Genomic DNA, 15,625 nt, shown 5'->3' with positions numbered 1-15,625 from the left:
GGCCGGCGCCGCCCGGCGGCCCTGACACAATGGCTCGGTGACAGAAACCGCCTGGATGTGGATCGCGATCGCGGTCATTGCCGTTCTGCTCCTGACCGCGCTAGTCGTCGGACTGGTGCGTCACCGGCGCCGTCGAATCAGCTTGTCGAAGACCGACACGGCCACCCCGATCGACCGCTCGGGCGGCTATACCGCCTCGTCGGGCATCACGTTCTCGCAGTCCGCGCCGGCCGAGCCCGTCGAACGGATCGACTCCAGCGGACTGCCCGCGGTCGGTGATGACGCCACTATCCCGCGGGACTCACCGAAGCGCCCGATCGCGGACGTGCAGTTGCCGGAGGCGCCGGTCGAGGAGCCCGCGTCTCCGGCGCCCGAGAAGCCGGCCGCTCCAGTTATCGACGAGCCCGCTTCGGCCGTCGCGGAGCCTGCTCCCGTGTTCGACGAGATCGCGCCCACCGAGGGACGGCTGGAGCGGCTGCGGGGACGGTTGGCCAAGTCGCAGAACACGCTCGGCCGCAGCATGCTGGGTCTGCTCGGCGGCGGCGACCTCGACGAGTCGTCCTGGGAGGAAGTCGAGGACACGCTGCTGATCGCCGACCTCGGTCCCGTGGTGACCGAGTCGGTGGTCAAGTCGCTGCGCTCGCGGATGGCCAGCAGCCGGGTGCGTACCGAGGACGACGCCCGGGCCGTGCTGCGCGAGGTTCTCATCGACGAACTGCGACCCGAGCTGGACCGCTCGATCAGGGCGCTGCCGCACGCCGACAAGCCTTCGGTGCTGTTGGTCGTCGGAGTGAACGGCACCGGTAAGACGACCACCGTGGGCAAGCTGGCTCGCGTGCTCGTCGCCGACGGTCGCCGCGTGGTGCTCGGCGCGGCCGACACCTTCCGCGCCGCCGCGGCCGATCAGCTGCAGTCCTGGGCGTCGCGGGTGGGCGCGCATGTGGTGCGTGGCGCCGAAGGCGCCGATCCCGCCTCGGTGGCGTTCGACGCTGTGGACAAGGGCATCGAGGACGGCGCCGACGTCATCGTCATCGACACCGCCGGGCGGTTGCACACCAAGACCGGGCTGATGGACGAACTGGGCAAGGTCAAGCGGGTCGTCAGCCGCCGGGCCGAGGTCGACGAGGTGCTGTTGGTGCTCGACGCCACGATCGGCCAGAACGGTCTGCCGCAGGCCAGGGTGTTCGCTGAGGTCGTCGATATCACTGGGGTCGTGCTGACGAAGCTCGATGGCACGGCCAAGGGCGGGATCGTCTTCCGGGTACAGCAGGAACTGGGGGTGCCGGTCAAACTCGTCGGGCTCGGCGAAGGCGCCGACGATCTCGCGCCGTTCGAGCCCGCGGCGTTCGTCGACGCGCTGCTCGGGTAGCCGATCTGGCCGACCGGCCGCGCGGAAACACGAGCGTAACGATTCTCGCGTGTGCGTTCACTTGGTGGAAACCGAACAGAATCACCGGTGAAACGCGAGCCAAAGAGTCTCTTCGGGAGGCCGATGCTGTCGGCCCACTTCCCAAGGAGGTTCACACAAGTGGTTTCAGCCCTACCCCTTGCACTGCCCGATGACGCGTTCGCGCCGTTCGGCCCGGACGGGTTGAGCTCAGGCGACACCGCATGGGTGCTCACCGCCGCGGCGCTGGTTCTGTTCATGACGCCCGGCCTGGCGTTCTTCTACGGTGGGCTGTCGCGACAGAAGTCCGTTCTGAACATGATGATGATGTCGTTCGGGACCCTCGGCGTCGTGAGCGTCATCTACGTGCTGTGGGGTTACTCGATGTCGTTTGCATCGGCCCATACCGGCAACAGCGACATCGCCGGCGTCTTCGACAACCCGTTCGCGCTGTTCGGGCTGAGCCCGCTACTGGAGACCATGGAGGTGGACGGGACCACCCTCTACGTTCTCGGCGGATTCGGTTCGGTTCCCGCGATCGTCTGGGCGGGATTCCAGCTGACCTTCGCGGTGATCACGGTGGCGCTGATCAGTGGCGCGGTGGCCGAGCGAATGAAGTTCGGCACTTGGCTGGTTTTCGGTGGCCTCTGGGCGACGCTCGTGTATTTCCCACTTGCCCATATGGTTTGGGGCGGCGGACTGCTGTCCGGTGCTGCGGACGGCATCGCGGCCAGACTGTTCGGCGTCAACGACGAAGGCACCGCGAACGTGTCTCCGATCGACTTCGCGGGCGGCACCGTCGTCCACATCAACGCCGGCATGGCCGCCCTGGTTCTCGCGCTGCTGCTGGGCAAGCGGACCGGCTTCGGCAAGATCGCCTTTCGGCCGCACAACATTCCTTTCGTGATGCTGGGCGCCGCCATCCTGTGGTTCGGCTGGTTCGGCTTCAACGTCGGATCCGAGGGAGCGGCCGACATGCTCGCCGGCCAGGTCTGGGTCAACACCACCGCCGCCACCGCCGCCGCCATGCTCGGCTGGCTGCTGGTGGAGCGCATCCGGGACGGCCATGCGACCAGTGTCGGCGCCGCATCCGGCGTCGTCGCCGGCCTCGTTGCGATAACCCCCGCCTGCGGTTCGCTGTCGCCGATCGGGTCGCTGATCCTGGGCGGCGTCGCCGGTGCGCTGTCCGCCCTCGCCGTTGGCCTCAAGTACAAGCTCGGCTACGACGATTCGCTCGACGTGGTCGGCGTGCACCTGGTGGCGGGCCTGTGGGGCACGGTCGGCATCGGCCTGCTGGCCACCGAAACCGGGCTGTTCTACGGCGGTGGTTTCGAGCAACTCGTCGTGCAGGTCGTGATCGCCTCGGTGGCCGTTATCTTCACTGGCATCATGACGACGATCATTGCCTTTATCGTGAAGCCGTTGGGCTGGCGCGTTACCGCGGAAGACGAGGACACCGGCATCGATGAAACCGAACATGCTGAAACCGCTTACGAGCTCGTCTGATCGGCAACAATTTCCTCGGAAGGGATCGACTACATGAAGCTGATTACTGCGATCGTCAAGCCGTTCACGCTCGAAGATGTCAAGACCGGGCTCGAGCAGACCGGCATCCTCGGCATGACCGTCAGCGAGGTTCAGGGCTACGGCCGCCAGAAGGGTCACACCGAGGTTTACCGGGGTGCCGAGTACTCCGTGGATTTCGTGCCGAAGGTGCGAGTCGAGGTCGTCGTGGAGGACTCCGCCGTCGACAAGGTGGTCGATGTCATCGTTCAGGCCGCACGGACCGGCAAGATCGGTGACGGCAAGGTGTGGGTGAGCCCCGTCGACACCGTTGTCCGCGTGCGCACTGGTGAGCGGGGCGCCGACGCCCTTTGAGCCGCTTGAAGACCTGAGAGTTTGTCTCCGTCCGATCACAAGCGTGAACAGTTCTCGACAGGCCGGGGAGAACGAGATGACAGAGCAAGAACGAAGGATCGCCGACGAGCGCTTGCGCGTGGGGGTACCGCCCGCCCGAAGGGCAGGGGGAGAGCAGACGGCCGCCGACGCTCGATGGGTGGGCCCGGCGGCGGGCTCGTCTCGGCCGGCGACCGACCTCGCCGCCGCGAGTGAGCAGTTGTTGGGGGGCGGTGCGCGCCAACTGGATTCGGCCGCATTGCGGCACGCGCTGCAGGATCTGCACGAGTTCTGGATCAACACAAAGGCTACCGAGATCGGCATCACGCCTACCAGTGGATTCGCGATCATCGCGACGGGTGGCCTGGGTCGTGGCGAGTTCGTACCGTATTCCGACCTCGACCTGATGTTGTTGCACGACAACATGGCGTCAGACGTCGTCGGGCAGGTGGCGGAGCTGTTGTGGTACCCGTTGTGGGACGCCAACATTCGCATCGACCACAGCGTGCGGACGGTGCCCGAGGCGCTGAAGGTGGCTGGTCAGGACATCTCGGCGGGACTGGCGATGCTGGAGGCGCGCCACATTGCCGGTGATGCAAATCTGTCGACGCTGCTGATCGGAGGGGCCCGCCGGCAGTGGCGCACCGGAATCGCCTCGCGCTTCGACGAACTCGTCGAACACACCCGGGCGCGCTGGCAGCGTAGCGGCGAGATCGCCCACCGCGCCGAGCCGGACCTCAAATGCGGCCGCGGTGGTCTGCGCGACGTGCAACTGCTCAATGCGCTGGCGATCGCACAGCTGGCCGACGTCTACCCCAACCGGACCTTGGCATCGCCGCTGGGATCGCTGGGCGAGGCTCATCTGGCGTTGCTCAACGTGCGGACCGAGCTACACAGGGTCGCCAGGCGTGGGCGCGACCTGCTGCTGGCCCAGCATGCCGACGAGATCGGCGCGGCACTGCACATCGGGGACCGATTCGATCTGGCCCGCACGCTGTCCGACGCCGCGCGCACCATCAGCTTCTACGTCGACGCCGGTGTGCGCACCGCGGCCAACGCGCTTCCCCGGCGCGGATTCGCGGCGCTGCGCCGCCCCGCTCGTCGCCCCCTCGACGAGGGCGTCATCGAGTTCGCCGGCGAGGTGATCCTCGCGCGCGACGCGCGCCCCGAGCGCGATCCGGGTTTGATCCTGCGGGTGGCCGCCGCGTCGGCGACCACCGGACTCCCCATGGCGGCTTCCACGCTGGCCCGGCTCGCCGAAGCCGCCCCCGAGCTGCGTACACCGTGGCCGCGACAGGCACTCAAAGATCTGCTCGTGTTGCTCGGCGCAGGACCCTCGGCGGTCGCCACGATCGAGGCGCTGGACCGCACCGGACTGTGGGGGCGTCTGTTTCCGGAGTGGGGCGCGGTCCGCGACCTCCCTCCTCGCGACGTGGTACACATCTGGACCGTGGACCGGCATCTCGTCGAAACCGTTTCGCGGGCAAGTGCTTTCACCACCCGGGTATCCCGCCCCGATTTGCTCATACTGGGCGCACTGTGCCATGACATCGGCAAGGGACGCGGCGGCGATCACAGCGTCATCGGTTCCGAGCTGGCCACCCAGATCGGTACCCGGCTGGGCCTGTGGCCCTCGGACGTGGAGGTGTTGTCCAAACTCGTGCGCCACCACCTCCTGCTGCCGCATACCGCGACGCGGCGTGACCTGCAGGACCCCAACACGATTGCGACGGTGATCGACGACCTCGACGGCGACCTTGTGCTGTTGGACCTGCTGCATGTGCTGGCCGAAGCCGACTCGCTGGCGACCGGGCCCGGCGTCTGGGGCGACTGGAAGGCGTCGTTGATCGGCGATCTGGTCCACCGGTGCAGCAAGGTGATGGCCGGCGAGCCGCTGCCGCAACCGGATCCCATTGATCCACGCTATCTATCACTGGCCGCCGAGGTGGGTGTGCACTTGGAGCTGGCACCCGCGGACAGCCCGCACATCTACAACGTCACGATCATCGCGCCGGACCGACGCGGGCTGTTGTCGAAGGCGGCCGGGGTGCTTGCCCTGAATTCGTTGCGTGTCCATTCGGCCTCGGTCAACGGTCACGAAGGCTCGGCGATCAACACGTTCGTCGTCTCACCGCATTTCGGGTCGCCACCGGCGGCTGAGCTGCTGCGGCAACAGTTCATCCTCGCCCTGGACGGCGAACTCGACGTGCAGGAGGCACTTGATCGCCGCGAACGCGACGCCGCGCAACACGGCACCGCTCGCGCGGGTGAGGTGGCGGCCGCCGTCCCGATCAATCAGGTCACCGCCCCGCCGCGCGTGCTGTGGTCCGAGGGCGCCCGAGCCGGCGAACTGGTCGTGCAGATCCGCAGTACCGACCGCGCCGGCCTGCTGGCCCGGCTCACCGCCGTCTTCGAGCGCGACGGCGTCGACATCGCCTGGGCGAAGGTGACCACGCTGGGCTCCTCGGTGGTGGACCTGTTCGGCATCACCGCCGGCTCCGCCATGCGCGTAGAGATCGAGCGCGACCTCTACGCGATGCTGCCTACGCCGCCGGCCGCGAAACCGGTGCCCGAGGCGGGCTGATCGGGGCCGTTCCCGCTGCACACGCCCTGCCCGGACCGCCTCCACCCGGCCCCCATTAGGCTGGACGCCGTGTTTGAATCGCTGTCCGACCGGTTGACCGGCGCCCTGCAGGGGCTGCGTGGCAAGGGGCGGCTGACCGACGCCGATATCGACGCGACCACTCGTGAGATCCGGCTGGCGTTGCTGGAAGCCGATGTGTCGTTGCCCGTCGTGCGCGCATTCGTCAACCGCATCAAGGAGCGCGCCCGCGGCGCGGAGGTGTCCGGGGCGCTGAACCCGGCCCAGCAGGTCGTCAAGATCGTCAATGAGGAACTGATCGGCATCCTCGGCGGTGAAACCCGACCGCTGGCGTTCGCCAAGACGCCGCCGACCGTCATCATGCTGGCCGGCCTCCAAGGCTCAGGTAAGACCACACTGGCCGGCAAGCTCGCGAGATGGCTTCGGGGACAAGGGCATACACCACTTCTAGTGGCGTGCGACCTGCAGCGGCCGGGTGCGGTGAATCAGTTGCAGATCGTGGGTCAGCGGGCCGAGGTCGCGGTCTTCGCACCGCACCCCGGTGTGTCGGCCGAAGGGTCGGCGGACGCGGCACCGGGTGATCCCGTCGCGGTCGCCGCGGCCGGTCTGGCCGAGGCCAAGGCCAGGCATTTCGACGTGGTCGTCGTCGACACCGCGGGCCGCCTCGGCATCGACGACGAGCTGATGGATCAGGCCGCGGCGATCAGGCAAGCTGTGAACCCGGACGAAGTGATCTTCGTGCTGGACGCGATGATCGGCCAGGACGCCGTCACCACCGCCGAAGCGTTCCGCGAGGGTGTCGGGTTCACCGGTGTGGTGTTGACCAAGCTGGACGGCGACGCGCGTGGCGGCGCCGCGCTGTCGGTGCGCGAGATCACCGGTGTGCCGATCCTGTTCGCCTCGAGCGGGGAGAAGCTCGAGGACTTCGACGTCTTCCATCCCGACCGGATGGCCAGCCGCATCCTCGGTATGGGTGATGTGCTCTCGCTGATCGAACAGGCCGAGCAGGTCTTCGACGCCGAGAAAGCCGAAGAGGCGGCCGCCAAGATCGGCAGTGGCGAGCTGACGCTAGAGGACTTTCTCGAGCAGATGCTGGCGATCCGCAAGATGGGTCCGATCGGCAACCTGCTGGGTATGTTGCCGGGCGCGGGCCAGATGAAGGATGCGCTGGCCGCCGTCGACGACAAGCAACTCGACCGTCTGCAGGCGATCATCCGCGGCATGACGCCCCAGGAGCGCGCCGATCCGAAGATCATCAACGGTTCACGTCGGCTGCGCATCGCCAACGGGTCGGGCGTGACGGTCGGCGAGGTCAACCAGCTCGTCGAGCGGTTCTTCGAGGCCCGCAAGATGATGTCGAGCATGGCCGGTCAGATGGGAATGCCGTTCGGCCGCAAGCCATCCAACCGCAAGGGCAAGAAAGGGAAGAAGGGGAAGAAGGGTGGTCGGGGACCGACGCCGCCCAAGGTGCGCAATCCGCTCGGCGCCGGAATGGCTGGGATGCCGCCGGGCTTCCCCGATCTGTCCGATATGCCCAAGGGACTCGATGAGCTGCCACCGGGGCTCGCCGACATCGACCTGTCGAAGCTGAAGTTCCCGGGCCAGAAGTAGCCGTGCGCCTACACGTGCGCGGCGTCGGGTTGCCCGACGAGCAACCGGTGGAGTGGTGGATCGTCGATGAGCCCTCGGGCGAAGAGCCCGGCCGCCGTGGCGTACTGAGCGCCGAACCGGTCAGCGGCGCGGTGACCGTGTTTGACGGAGGGTGGATCCTGCCCGGTCTCGTCGACGCGCACTGCCACGTCGGTCTCGGCGACCACGGCCCGCTCGACAACCTCGACGATTGCATCGCGCAGGCCGAGGTCGAACGCGACGCGGGTGCGCTGCTGCTGCGCGACGCCGGTTCTCCGATGGACACCCGCAGCCTCGCCGAACGCGACGATCTTCCCGAGATCATCCGCGCGGGTCGCCATCTGGCGAGGCCGAAGCGGTATCAGCGCGGGTTCGCGATCGAGTTGGAAGACGAGTCCGCGCTGCCCGAGGCCGTGGTCGAGCAGGCCCGGTTCGGCGACGGCTGGGTCAAGCTCGTCGGCGACTGGATCGACCGCGAGGTCGGCGACCTGGCGCCGCTGTGGTCCGACGACGTGCTCAAGGCCGCGATCGACGCCGCCCATGCCAACGGCGCACGCGTGACGGCGCATGTGTTCAGCGAGGATGCGCTGCCGGGACTGATCAAGGCCGGTATCGACTGCATCGAGCATGGAACCGGCCTGACCGACGACACCATCGACTTGATGGTCGAGCACGGCACGGCGCTGGTGCCGACGCTGATCAACGTCGCCAACTTCCCGGGCATCGCCGACGGCGCCGAGAAGTATCCGAAATACGCCCGGCATATGCGGGACCTGTACGAAAAGAGCTTTTCGCGCATCGCCGCGGCCAGGGAGGCCGGCATCCCCATCTACGCGGGCACCGATGCGGGCAGCATGGTGGCGCACGGTCGGATCGCCGACGAGATCGATGCGCTCACCGACATCGGGATGACGCCGACCGAGGCCCTGGGCGCCGCCTGCTGGAGCGCCCGCGAGTGGCTCGGCCGGCCGAATATCGAGCACGGTGCACCCGCGGACCTGGTGTGCTACACCGACGATCCTCGGCGTGGTGCCGCTGTCCTCAACCGCCCGGATCTGGTGATCCTGCGCGGGCGCACCTTCCCCTGAGGCGCGAGCGACCGCAAAATGCCGCGAAGAGGCGGCGTGTCGTGCGCAGACACGGTCGCTCGCGCATTGCCTAAGGCTGGCTGAAGCCCCAGTCGAACAGCTCGATCGCCTGGCCGTAGAGGTCGCCGTTGCCGTACAACTGCGCGACCACCAGCCGACGACCGCCGCGTTGCGCCGCGGCGACGAAGGTGTCGCGTGCCAGATTGGTGTAGCCGGTCTTGCCGACGAGCGTGCCCGGATATCGCTTCAGCAGCTGATTCTGGTTGGTGATGGTCTTCGGACCGTCGTCGGTCGGAATCAACGACGACTGCTGGCGCACGATCGCCGCAAAGGCGGGGTACCGCAGCGCGTGGCGATAGATCACCGCAAGATCTTTGGCGGTGGTGACCGACTCCATGCCGGGCCCGTCCAGCCCGGACGGCGATGACGCGCGCGTGTTGCGCGCACCCAGACCCGAGGCCTTGGCGTTCATCTTCGCGACCGCGACCCGGTAGCCGCCGAGACCGTCGGCGAGGACGTTGGCGGCGTCGTTACCCGATACCAGCATCAGCCCGTCGAGCAGTTGACGGACTGTGTACGCGCGTCCGGATTTCACTCCGGCACAAGAGCATTCGACGTCCGCGGCCGCCGGCCTGGCCGCAATCACCCCGTTGAGTGGAAGCTGGTCGAGCACGACCATGGCGAGCAGCGCCTTGATGGTGCTGGCGGGCGCGTGCGGCTCGAGGGGATTGCGGGAAGCGAGGATTCGGCCGGAGTCGAGGTCAGCGAGAACCCAAGACTGTGCCGGCCCGTCGGGCAGCGCGACGGCCCCCGACGGTTCGCCGCCCGGCTGCGCCGAGGCCGGCGGAGCGACACCGATGGCCGGGGACATCGCGAAAGTCAGCGCGATGGCCAACGCAGCCAGCATGTGACGCATGGCCGCCGAGCGTATCGGCCGCGGCCCCCGGCCCGGTCTCGGATGCGTTGCGATTCAGCAACTCAAGCGGCGGTCACAGCGATCCCACACTGGTGCCGGGACTCAGCGCGAAGCCCCAGTCGAACAGGCTCGCCGCCTGATCCCAGTACGTTTGGCCGGGCTTGTCCATGCCGAACATCAACGCGAGGACAAGGCGACGTCCGTCGCGTTGCGCGGCGCCGACGAAGGTCTTCTTGGCGCGGTCGGTGAACCCCGTTTTCCCGCCGAGTGTGCCCGGATACCGCTTGAGCAGTTCGTCCTGGTTCACCAGCACCTTGTCGCCGGTCTCGGTGGGGAATACCGCGGTCGGCTGGGCGGTGATCGAGGCGAAGACCGGGTTGGCCATCGCGCTGCGGAAGATGAGCGCCAGATCGTGCGGCGACGACCACATCTCGATGCCGGGTCCGTCGAGGCCTGACGGTGAGGCAGCGTTGGTGCCGTACGCGCCGAGCAGGGCCGCCTTGGCGTTCATCTTGGTCACCGCGACGTCGTAGCCGCCGAGCATGGTGGCCAAGGTGTTGGCCGCATCGTTGCCCGACACCAGCAGCAGCGCCTCCAGCAGTTGGCGCGTGGTGTAGACCATGCCGGGCGTGACCCCCGCGCAGTTGCACTCGACCTCGGTGTCGGCCTCGTTCGCGACCACGGTGGCGTCGAGCGGTAGTTCGTCGAGCACGGTCAGGGCCAGCAGCACCTTGATCGTGCTGGCGGGCGCGTACTGGCCGTACTCGTCGCGGGCGGCGAGCACCGCGCCGGTGTCCATGTCGGCCAGAATCCATGCTTGGGCGGGCCCGTCGGGGACCGGAATCGACCCCGACGGTTGGCTCACTCCGACGGGTGCGGCCGCGGCGACAGTGGTTCCCCAGGCCACCAGGCACAGGACACTCGTCAGGCAGATCAACAGCTTGCGCATGGGCAGGCAGCCTAGTCGTGTTCAATCGACGCATGTTGAGCCTGGAGGAGATTTCGGACCGCTTTGAAATACAGCAGCTGTTGATCGACTATTCGACCGCGATCGACCAGAAGCGATTCGACGACCTCGATCAGGTATTCACCGCGGACGCCTACATCGACTACCGCGCGATGGGCGGGATCGACGGCGGCTACCCGCAGATCAAGGCGTGGCTGGCCGAGGTGCTGCCGAACTTTCCGGCCTACGCCCATCTGCTGGGCAACTTCGACGTGAACATCCGCTACCACTCCGACGGCGACACGGCCGCCGCGCGCACCCTCTGTTTCAATCCGATGGTCTTGGGCGGCGACAAGGGACAAGTTCTGTTCTGCGGGCTCTGGTACGACGACGAGTTCGCCCGCACCCCCGACGGCTGGCGGATTACCCGCCGCGTGGAAACCAAGTGCTTCGACAAGGTGGTGTAGTGGTGTGCGGGCTGACCGTCAACGATGCGGCTCCTGACGCCCGCCTCAAGGCGGTGCTCACCGCGCTGGATGCGCTGGATCTACCCGCGCTGAACGTAGCGGTGCGGCCGCTGTCGACGGCTGAGGTCGTCGAGATCCTCGAACGGCTCGGTCACCGGCAGCGCGCCGTCCTGTACCGGGTGCTGCCCAAGGGTCAAGCGCTGGCGGTGTTCGAGAGTCTCGACCCCACCCTGCAGAGCGATCTGCTGGGCGGGTTGCAGGAGAACGACGTGGCCGCGTTGTTCGCCGACCTGGACCCCGACGACCGAGTGGAACTGATCGACGAATTGCCGGCAACGGTCGCGCGGCGGCTTCTGCAGGGTCTACCGCAGCGGGAGCGGGAGATGACCGCCGGCATCCTCGACTATCCGCGGGACTCGATCGGTCGCCGGATGAGTCCGGAATTCGTGTCGCTGCGGCCGCAGATGACCGTCGCCGAGGCGTTGACGCGGGTGACCGACCACCTCGAGGACGCCGAAACCATCTACGCGCTGCCGGTCACCGACGACCAGCGGGTGCTGGTCGGTGTCGTGGGCCTGCGCGGGCTGTTGCGCTCGTCGTCCGACGTCACCATCACCGAGGTGATGCGGCCCGCGCACTCGGTGCGGGCCACCGAGGACGCCGAGATCGCGGCGCGCCGCTGTGCCGACCTCAAACTGCTGGCGCTGCCGGTGGTCGACAACGAGTCCCGGCTCGTGGGCATCCTCACCGTCGACGACGCGCTGCGGATCCTGGAGAGCGAGGAATCCGAGGACCAGGCCCGGCTCAGCGGTTCAGAACCGTTGCGCCGGCCGTATCTGACGGCGCCGGTGTCGAACCTGGTGCGCTCGCGAGTGGTGTGGCTGCTTGTGCTGGCGGTCGGCGCGACGTTGACCGTGCAGGTCTTGGAGATCTTTGAGGCCACACTGTCCGAGGTGGTGACCTTGGCGCTGTTCGTGCCACTGCTGATCGGCACCGGCGGCAACACCGGCAACCAGGCGGCGACCACTGTCACCCGCGCGTTGGCGCTTGGCGACGTCGGGCCGCGGGACGTGTTCAAAGTGCTGTTCCGCGAGTTTCGCGTGGGTTTGTCGCTGGGTCTCCTTCTCGGGTCGCTGGCGTTCGTGGTGACCAGCCTCGTCTACGACATCGACATCGGCATCGTGATCGGGTTGACGTTCGTCGGCGTGTGCGCCATGGCGGCCACCGTCGGCGGGGCGATGCCGCTGGTCGCGCGCGCACTCCGGGCCGACCCGGCGGTGTTCTCCAACCCGTTCATCTCGACCTTCGTCGACGCGACCGGTCTGCTGGTCTACTTCCTGATCGCCAAGGCGGTGCTGGGTCTCTGAAACCGCCGCTTTGGGAGAACCATCCGTGGTCTGGCACAATGGGCGGCTGTCTACCGCGGGACCCGTTCTGAGCGATCCGCCTCCGGCTGCTCGCTGGGCGCTCCTGCGGCGGTCACACACGCAAGGCAAAACCGGACCGAGGCAACCCGCCTCGATCGCTGAATTGCAGCGTGGCAATCACAGGAGAAGTAGCACAACCATGGCTGTAAAGATCAAGCTCGCTCGGCTTGGCAAGATCCGCAATCCCCAGTACCGCATCGCCGTCGCCGACGCGCGCACCCGCCGTCAGGGCCGGGCGATCGAAGTTATCGGGCGGTACCACCCGAAGGAAGATCCCAGCCTCATCGAGATCGACTCGGAACGGGCCCAGTACTGGCTTGGTGTCGGTGCCCAGCCCACCGAACCCGTACTCGCGCTGCTGAAGATCACCGGTGACTGGCAGAAGTTCAAGGGTCTGCCCGGGGCCGAGGGCACGCTGAAGGTCAAGGAGCCCAAGCCCAGCAAGCTGGACCTGTTCAACGCGGCGCTGGCCGAAGCCGAGGGCGGTCCGAGTACCGAGGCCACCCAGCCCAAGAAGAAGAAGGCGCCTGCAGCCAAGAAGGCCGCGCAGGCCGCCGACAAGGCGTCCGACGAGTCGGATCAGAAGGCGGTCGAGGCCACGGCCCAGGCCGACCCCAAGACCGACCCGGCCCCCGTCAAGGACCAGTCCGAACCGCCGGCCGAGGGCGAGGACGCCAGCGTCGCCGGCGCGACGGCCGACGGCTCCTCGGACGAGCCCTCGGCTGAGAGCTGAGCCAGGCCGTGAGTTCTGTCGTCGTCGACGCGGTCGAACACCTGGTGCGCGGGATCGTCGACAACCCCGACGACGTCCGTGTCGACATGGTGACCAACCGGCGCGGACGTACCGTCGAGGTGCACGTGCATCCCGATGACCTGGGCAAGGTGATCGGACGAGGTGGACGCACTGCGACCGCGCTGCGCACGCTCGTCGCCGGTATCGGCGGTCGCGGCATCCGCGTCGACGTGGTGGACACCGACCAGTAACCGGTCACATGGACCTCGTTGTCGGGCGGGTCGTCAAAGCGCACGGCATCACCGGTGAGGTGGTGGTGGACGTCCGCACCGATGACCCCGACGCACGGTTCGCACCCGGCACATCGCTTCGCGGCCGTCCCGCCAAGGGAACCCCGGAGCGCGAGTACGCGATCGAGTCGGTGCGCGAACACGGCGGCCGTCTGCTGGTGCGGCTGAACGGAGTGGCCGACCGCAACGCCGCGGACGCGTTGCGGGGCACGTTGTTCGTCGTCGACTCGCGGGAACTGCCGCCCATCGACGACCCCGATGAGTACTACGACCATCAACTCGAGGGTCTGCAGGTGCGGACCGTCGCCGGCGACGTCATCGGTTCCGTGGCGGAGGTGTTGCACACCGCGGCGGGCGAACTGCTCGCGGTGCGCGGGGCCGAGCGCGAGGTGCTGGTTCCGTTCGTCGGCGCGATCGTGACGTCGGTGTCGCTGACCGATCGGGTCATCGAGATCGACCCGCCCGAGGGCCTGCTGGAACTGTGAGGATGCCAAGCCGTGCTCATTGATGTGGTCACGATCTTCCCGGCCTACCTCGAGCCGCTGCGACAGTCGTTGCCAGGCAAAGCGATTGAGAAGGGCATCGTCGAGCTGGCCGTGCACGATCTGCGGCGCTGGACCCACGATGTGCACCGTTCGGTCGACGACGCACCGTACGGGGGCGGGCCGGGAATGGTGATGAAAGCCCCCGTGTGGGGCGCTGCGCTCGACGAGATCTGCTCGCATGAAACACTTCTCGTGGTACCCACGCCGGCCGGGCGGCTTTTCGGGCAGGCTGACGCGCAAGCGTGGGCGGAGGAAAAGCACCTAGTGTTCGCATGCGGCCGATACGAGGGGATCGATCAACGGGTCGTCGAGGACGCGGCGCGCCGGATGCGCGTTGAAGAAGTGTCCATCGGCGACTACGTACTGCCCGGCGGGGAGTCGGCGGTCCTGGTGATGATCGAAGCGATCGTTCGACTGTTGCCGGGCGTGCTCGGCAATCCCGCGTCGCACCAGGATGATTCGCACTCGCAAGGGGTACTGGAGGCGCCGAGCTATACCCGGCCGCCGAGTTGGCGCGGCCTCGATGTGCCCGACGTCCTGTTGTCGGGCGACCACGCGAAGGTGGCGGCTTGGCGGCGTGAGCAAGGATTGCAGCGCACACGGGAACGCCGACCGGATCTGCTCGACCCGACGGACTAAACGTGCCCGCCTGGGAACATCGTCTTGACGGCCTGGGTGATCGTGTCGCGTGCGGTGGCGTCGTCGGTGGGCTGCATCGAGGCGATCGCCATGACATAGCGATGGTCGTCCCCGATCGCTCCGGTCGACCAATGCACCCAGTTGCCCCCGTCCCAGCAGCAGAACCAGCCCTGCTTGACGGCCACCCGCTCGGCGTAGAGGCCCTCGGGGATGCCGAACCGCTGCGGGTAGACGCCGCCGGGCACCGTGCCGTCGGGCGCCGTCGGCGTCGACGCCGCCAGATTCGACAAGATGACGTTGGCCTCGTCGCGGGGTAACCCGCCGCTGCCGGACAGCAGTTGGGCGTAGTACCGAACGAGGTCACCGGTGGTGCTCAAGGTGTTGAACCAACGGCCGTTATAGGGCGTGCTGGTCGCCCCCAGGCCGTATCGCGCGGTGACCCGCGACACGATCGCGCTGCCGCCGCCGCGATTCCAGAAGACCTCGGCCGCGCTGTCGTCCGAGGACCGCAACATCGCTTCGAACGCCCGGCGATCCGCAGGCGTGAGCTCGGTCCGCCCCTGCGATTCCTGCAGCAGCAGGTCATCGGCGATGAACAGCTTGACCACCGAGGCGATGGGCATCGCCTCGCTGTTGCCGTTCGAGACGAGCTGCCCGGTGTTGCGGTCAAGGACGGTGATCGAGAGGTCGGCCCCGGCCTCGGCGGCCAGGGCGGTCGCCGAGCGTGTGCGATCCTCGAGGCCGCCGAAAGATGCGGGAGGTTCGTCGGGTGGAGCTTCGGGCAGCGGCGCCATGCCGCCCTGCGGCACGACGACGGTCAGGTGCGGGGACGCCGGGCGGGGCGGCGTTCCGTGCACTTTGGCCTCACAGCCGGCGGCCGCCAGAACCGCAACCGTAATGATCGCGAGCGTGCTGACCAGGCTCGACGGCCGCCTTCGCATGACCCTCCTCAGGTACTCCGCGGTGGGATGAGTAAAGCCCGCCGCGTCGCTCAAGCCTTGTTTCAGCGTAATGGCTAAGTACCCGGGGCGCCTGTTTAGTTAACCTTACGAACCGGAGG

Annotated in this window: 15 protein-coding genes; 12 read left to right on the top strand and 3 right to left on the bottom strand. The window is 67.7% G+C overall.

What is annotated here, in order from left to right:
• Nucleotides 1–55 precede the first annotated feature (55 nt).
• The 6 genes from ftsY to QGN32_RS03550 all read left to right on the top strand — a co-directional run bounded on the left by ftsY (nt 56) and on the right by QGN32_RS03550 (nt 8,602).
• A complete protein-coding gene (gene ftsY, locus QGN32_RS03575) occupies nt 56–1,369 on the top strand; it encodes a signal recognition particle-docking protein FtsY (RefSeq protein WP_326548914.1) in 1,314 nt (437 codons plus the stop codon).
• A 123-nt stretch (nt 1,370–1,492) separates the two neighbouring features.
• A complete protein-coding gene (locus tag QGN32_RS03570) occupies nt 1,493–2,893 on the top strand; it encodes an ammonium transporter (RefSeq protein WP_326548913.1) in 1,401 nt (466 codons plus the stop codon).
• Between the two features lie 33 nt (nt 2,894–2,926).
• Nucleotides 2,927–3,265, top strand: coding sequence for a P-II family nitrogen regulator (locus tag QGN32_RS03565; protein WP_018600748.1), 339 nt, complete (start codon nt 2,927–2,929; stop codon nt 3,263–3,265).
• 76 nt (nt 3,266–3,341) lie between these two features.
• Nucleotides 3,342–5,867 (top strand): [protein-PII] uridylyltransferase, encoded by a 2,526-nt coding sequence (locus tag QGN32_RS03560; RefSeq protein ID WP_326547290.1) that lies wholly within the window; start codon nt 3,342–3,344, stop codon nt 5,865–5,867.
• 69 nt (nt 5,868–5,936) lie between these two features.
• Entirely contained in the window at nt 5,937–7,496 is a 1,560-nt protein-coding gene (gene ffh / locus QGN32_RS03555) for a signal recognition particle protein (protein WP_326547289.1), read from the top strand.
• Between the two features lie 2 nt (nt 7,497–7,498).
• The gene (locus QGN32_RS03550; RefSeq protein WP_326547288.1) at nt 7,499–8,602 is read left to right on the top strand and encodes a metal-dependent hydrolase family protein; all 1,104 of its coding nucleotides are present in this window, start codon (nt 7,499–7,501) and stop codon (nt 8,600–8,602) included.
• Nucleotides 8,603–8,672: 70 nt separating this feature from the next.
• Here the strand turns inward: QGN32_RS03550 and QGN32_RS03545 are convergent, their stop codons facing one another.
• Together QGN32_RS03545 and QGN32_RS03540 are read right to left on the bottom strand one after the other, a co-directional pair.
• Nucleotides 8,673–9,518, bottom strand: a complete 846-nt coding sequence (locus QGN32_RS03545) for a D-alanyl-D-alanine carboxypeptidase family protein (RefSeq protein WP_326547287.1) — start codon at nt 9,516–9,518, stop codon at nt 8,673–8,675.
• 73 nt (nt 9,519–9,591) lie between these two features.
• Entirely contained in the window at nt 9,592–10,467 is an 876-nt protein-coding gene (locus tag QGN32_RS03540) for a D-alanyl-D-alanine carboxypeptidase family protein (protein ID WP_326547286.1), read from the bottom strand.
• A gap of 32 nt (nt 10,468–10,499) precedes the next feature.
• On the opposite strand from QGN32_RS03540, the gene QGN32_RS03535 reads away from it, so the two are divergent.
• The 6 genes from QGN32_RS03535 (at nt 10,500) to trmD (ending at nt 14,565) form a co-directional block, all read left to right on the top strand.
• A complete protein-coding gene (locus tag QGN32_RS03535) occupies nt 10,500–10,931 on the top strand; it encodes a nuclear transport factor 2 family protein (protein WP_326547285.1) in 432 nt (143 codons plus the stop codon).
• 11 nt (nt 10,932–10,942) lie between these two features.
• Nucleotides 10,943–12,298, top strand: coding sequence for a magnesium transporter (gene mgtE, locus QGN32_RS03530; protein WP_326548912.1), 1,356 nt, complete (start codon nt 10,943–10,945; stop codon nt 12,296–12,298).
• Between the two features lie 199 nt (nt 12,299–12,497).
• The gene (gene rpsP / locus QGN32_RS03525) at nt 12,498–13,091 is read left to right on the top strand and encodes a 30S ribosomal protein S16 (protein ID WP_326547284.1); all 594 of its coding nucleotides are present in this window, start codon (nt 12,498–12,500) and stop codon (nt 13,089–13,091) included.
• A gap of 8 nt (nt 13,092–13,099) precedes the next feature.
• The gene (locus QGN32_RS03520) at nt 13,100–13,342 is read left to right on the top strand and encodes an RNA-binding protein (protein WP_003928628.1); all 243 of its coding nucleotides are present in this window, start codon (nt 13,100–13,102) and stop codon (nt 13,340–13,342) included.
• An 8-nt stretch (nt 13,343–13,350) separates the two neighbouring features.
• Nucleotides 13,351–13,866 (top strand): ribosome maturation factor RimM, encoded by a 516-nt coding sequence (gene rimM, locus QGN32_RS03515; protein WP_326547283.1) that lies wholly within the window; start codon nt 13,351–13,353, stop codon nt 13,864–13,866.
• 12 nt (nt 13,867–13,878) lie between these two features.
• Complete coding sequence (trmD, locus tag QGN32_RS03510; RefSeq protein WP_326547282.1) at nt 13,879–14,565, top strand: tRNA (guanosine(37)-N1)-methyltransferase TrmD; 687 nt, start codon at nt 13,879–13,881, stop codon at nt 14,563–14,565.
• Here trmD and QGN32_RS03505 read toward each other — a convergent pair.
• Nucleotides 14,562–15,506, bottom strand: a complete 945-nt coding sequence (locus tag QGN32_RS03505) for a serine hydrolase (protein WP_326547281.1) — start codon at nt 15,504–15,506, stop codon at nt 14,562–14,564. The two genes, trmD and QGN32_RS03505, sit on opposite strands and share 4 nt — an antisense overlap.
• Between the last annotated feature and the right edge of the window lie 119 nt (nt 15,507–15,625).

Source organism: Mycolicibacterium sp. ND9-15 (assembly GCF_035918395.1).
In the GTDB taxonomy this organism is placed as follows: domain Bacteria; phylum Actinomycetota; class Actinomycetes; order Mycobacteriales; family Mycobacteriaceae; genus Mycobacterium.
The sequence above is the reverse complement of the archived record's forward strand: the minus strand, read 5'-3'. Positions and strand labels throughout refer to the sequence as shown.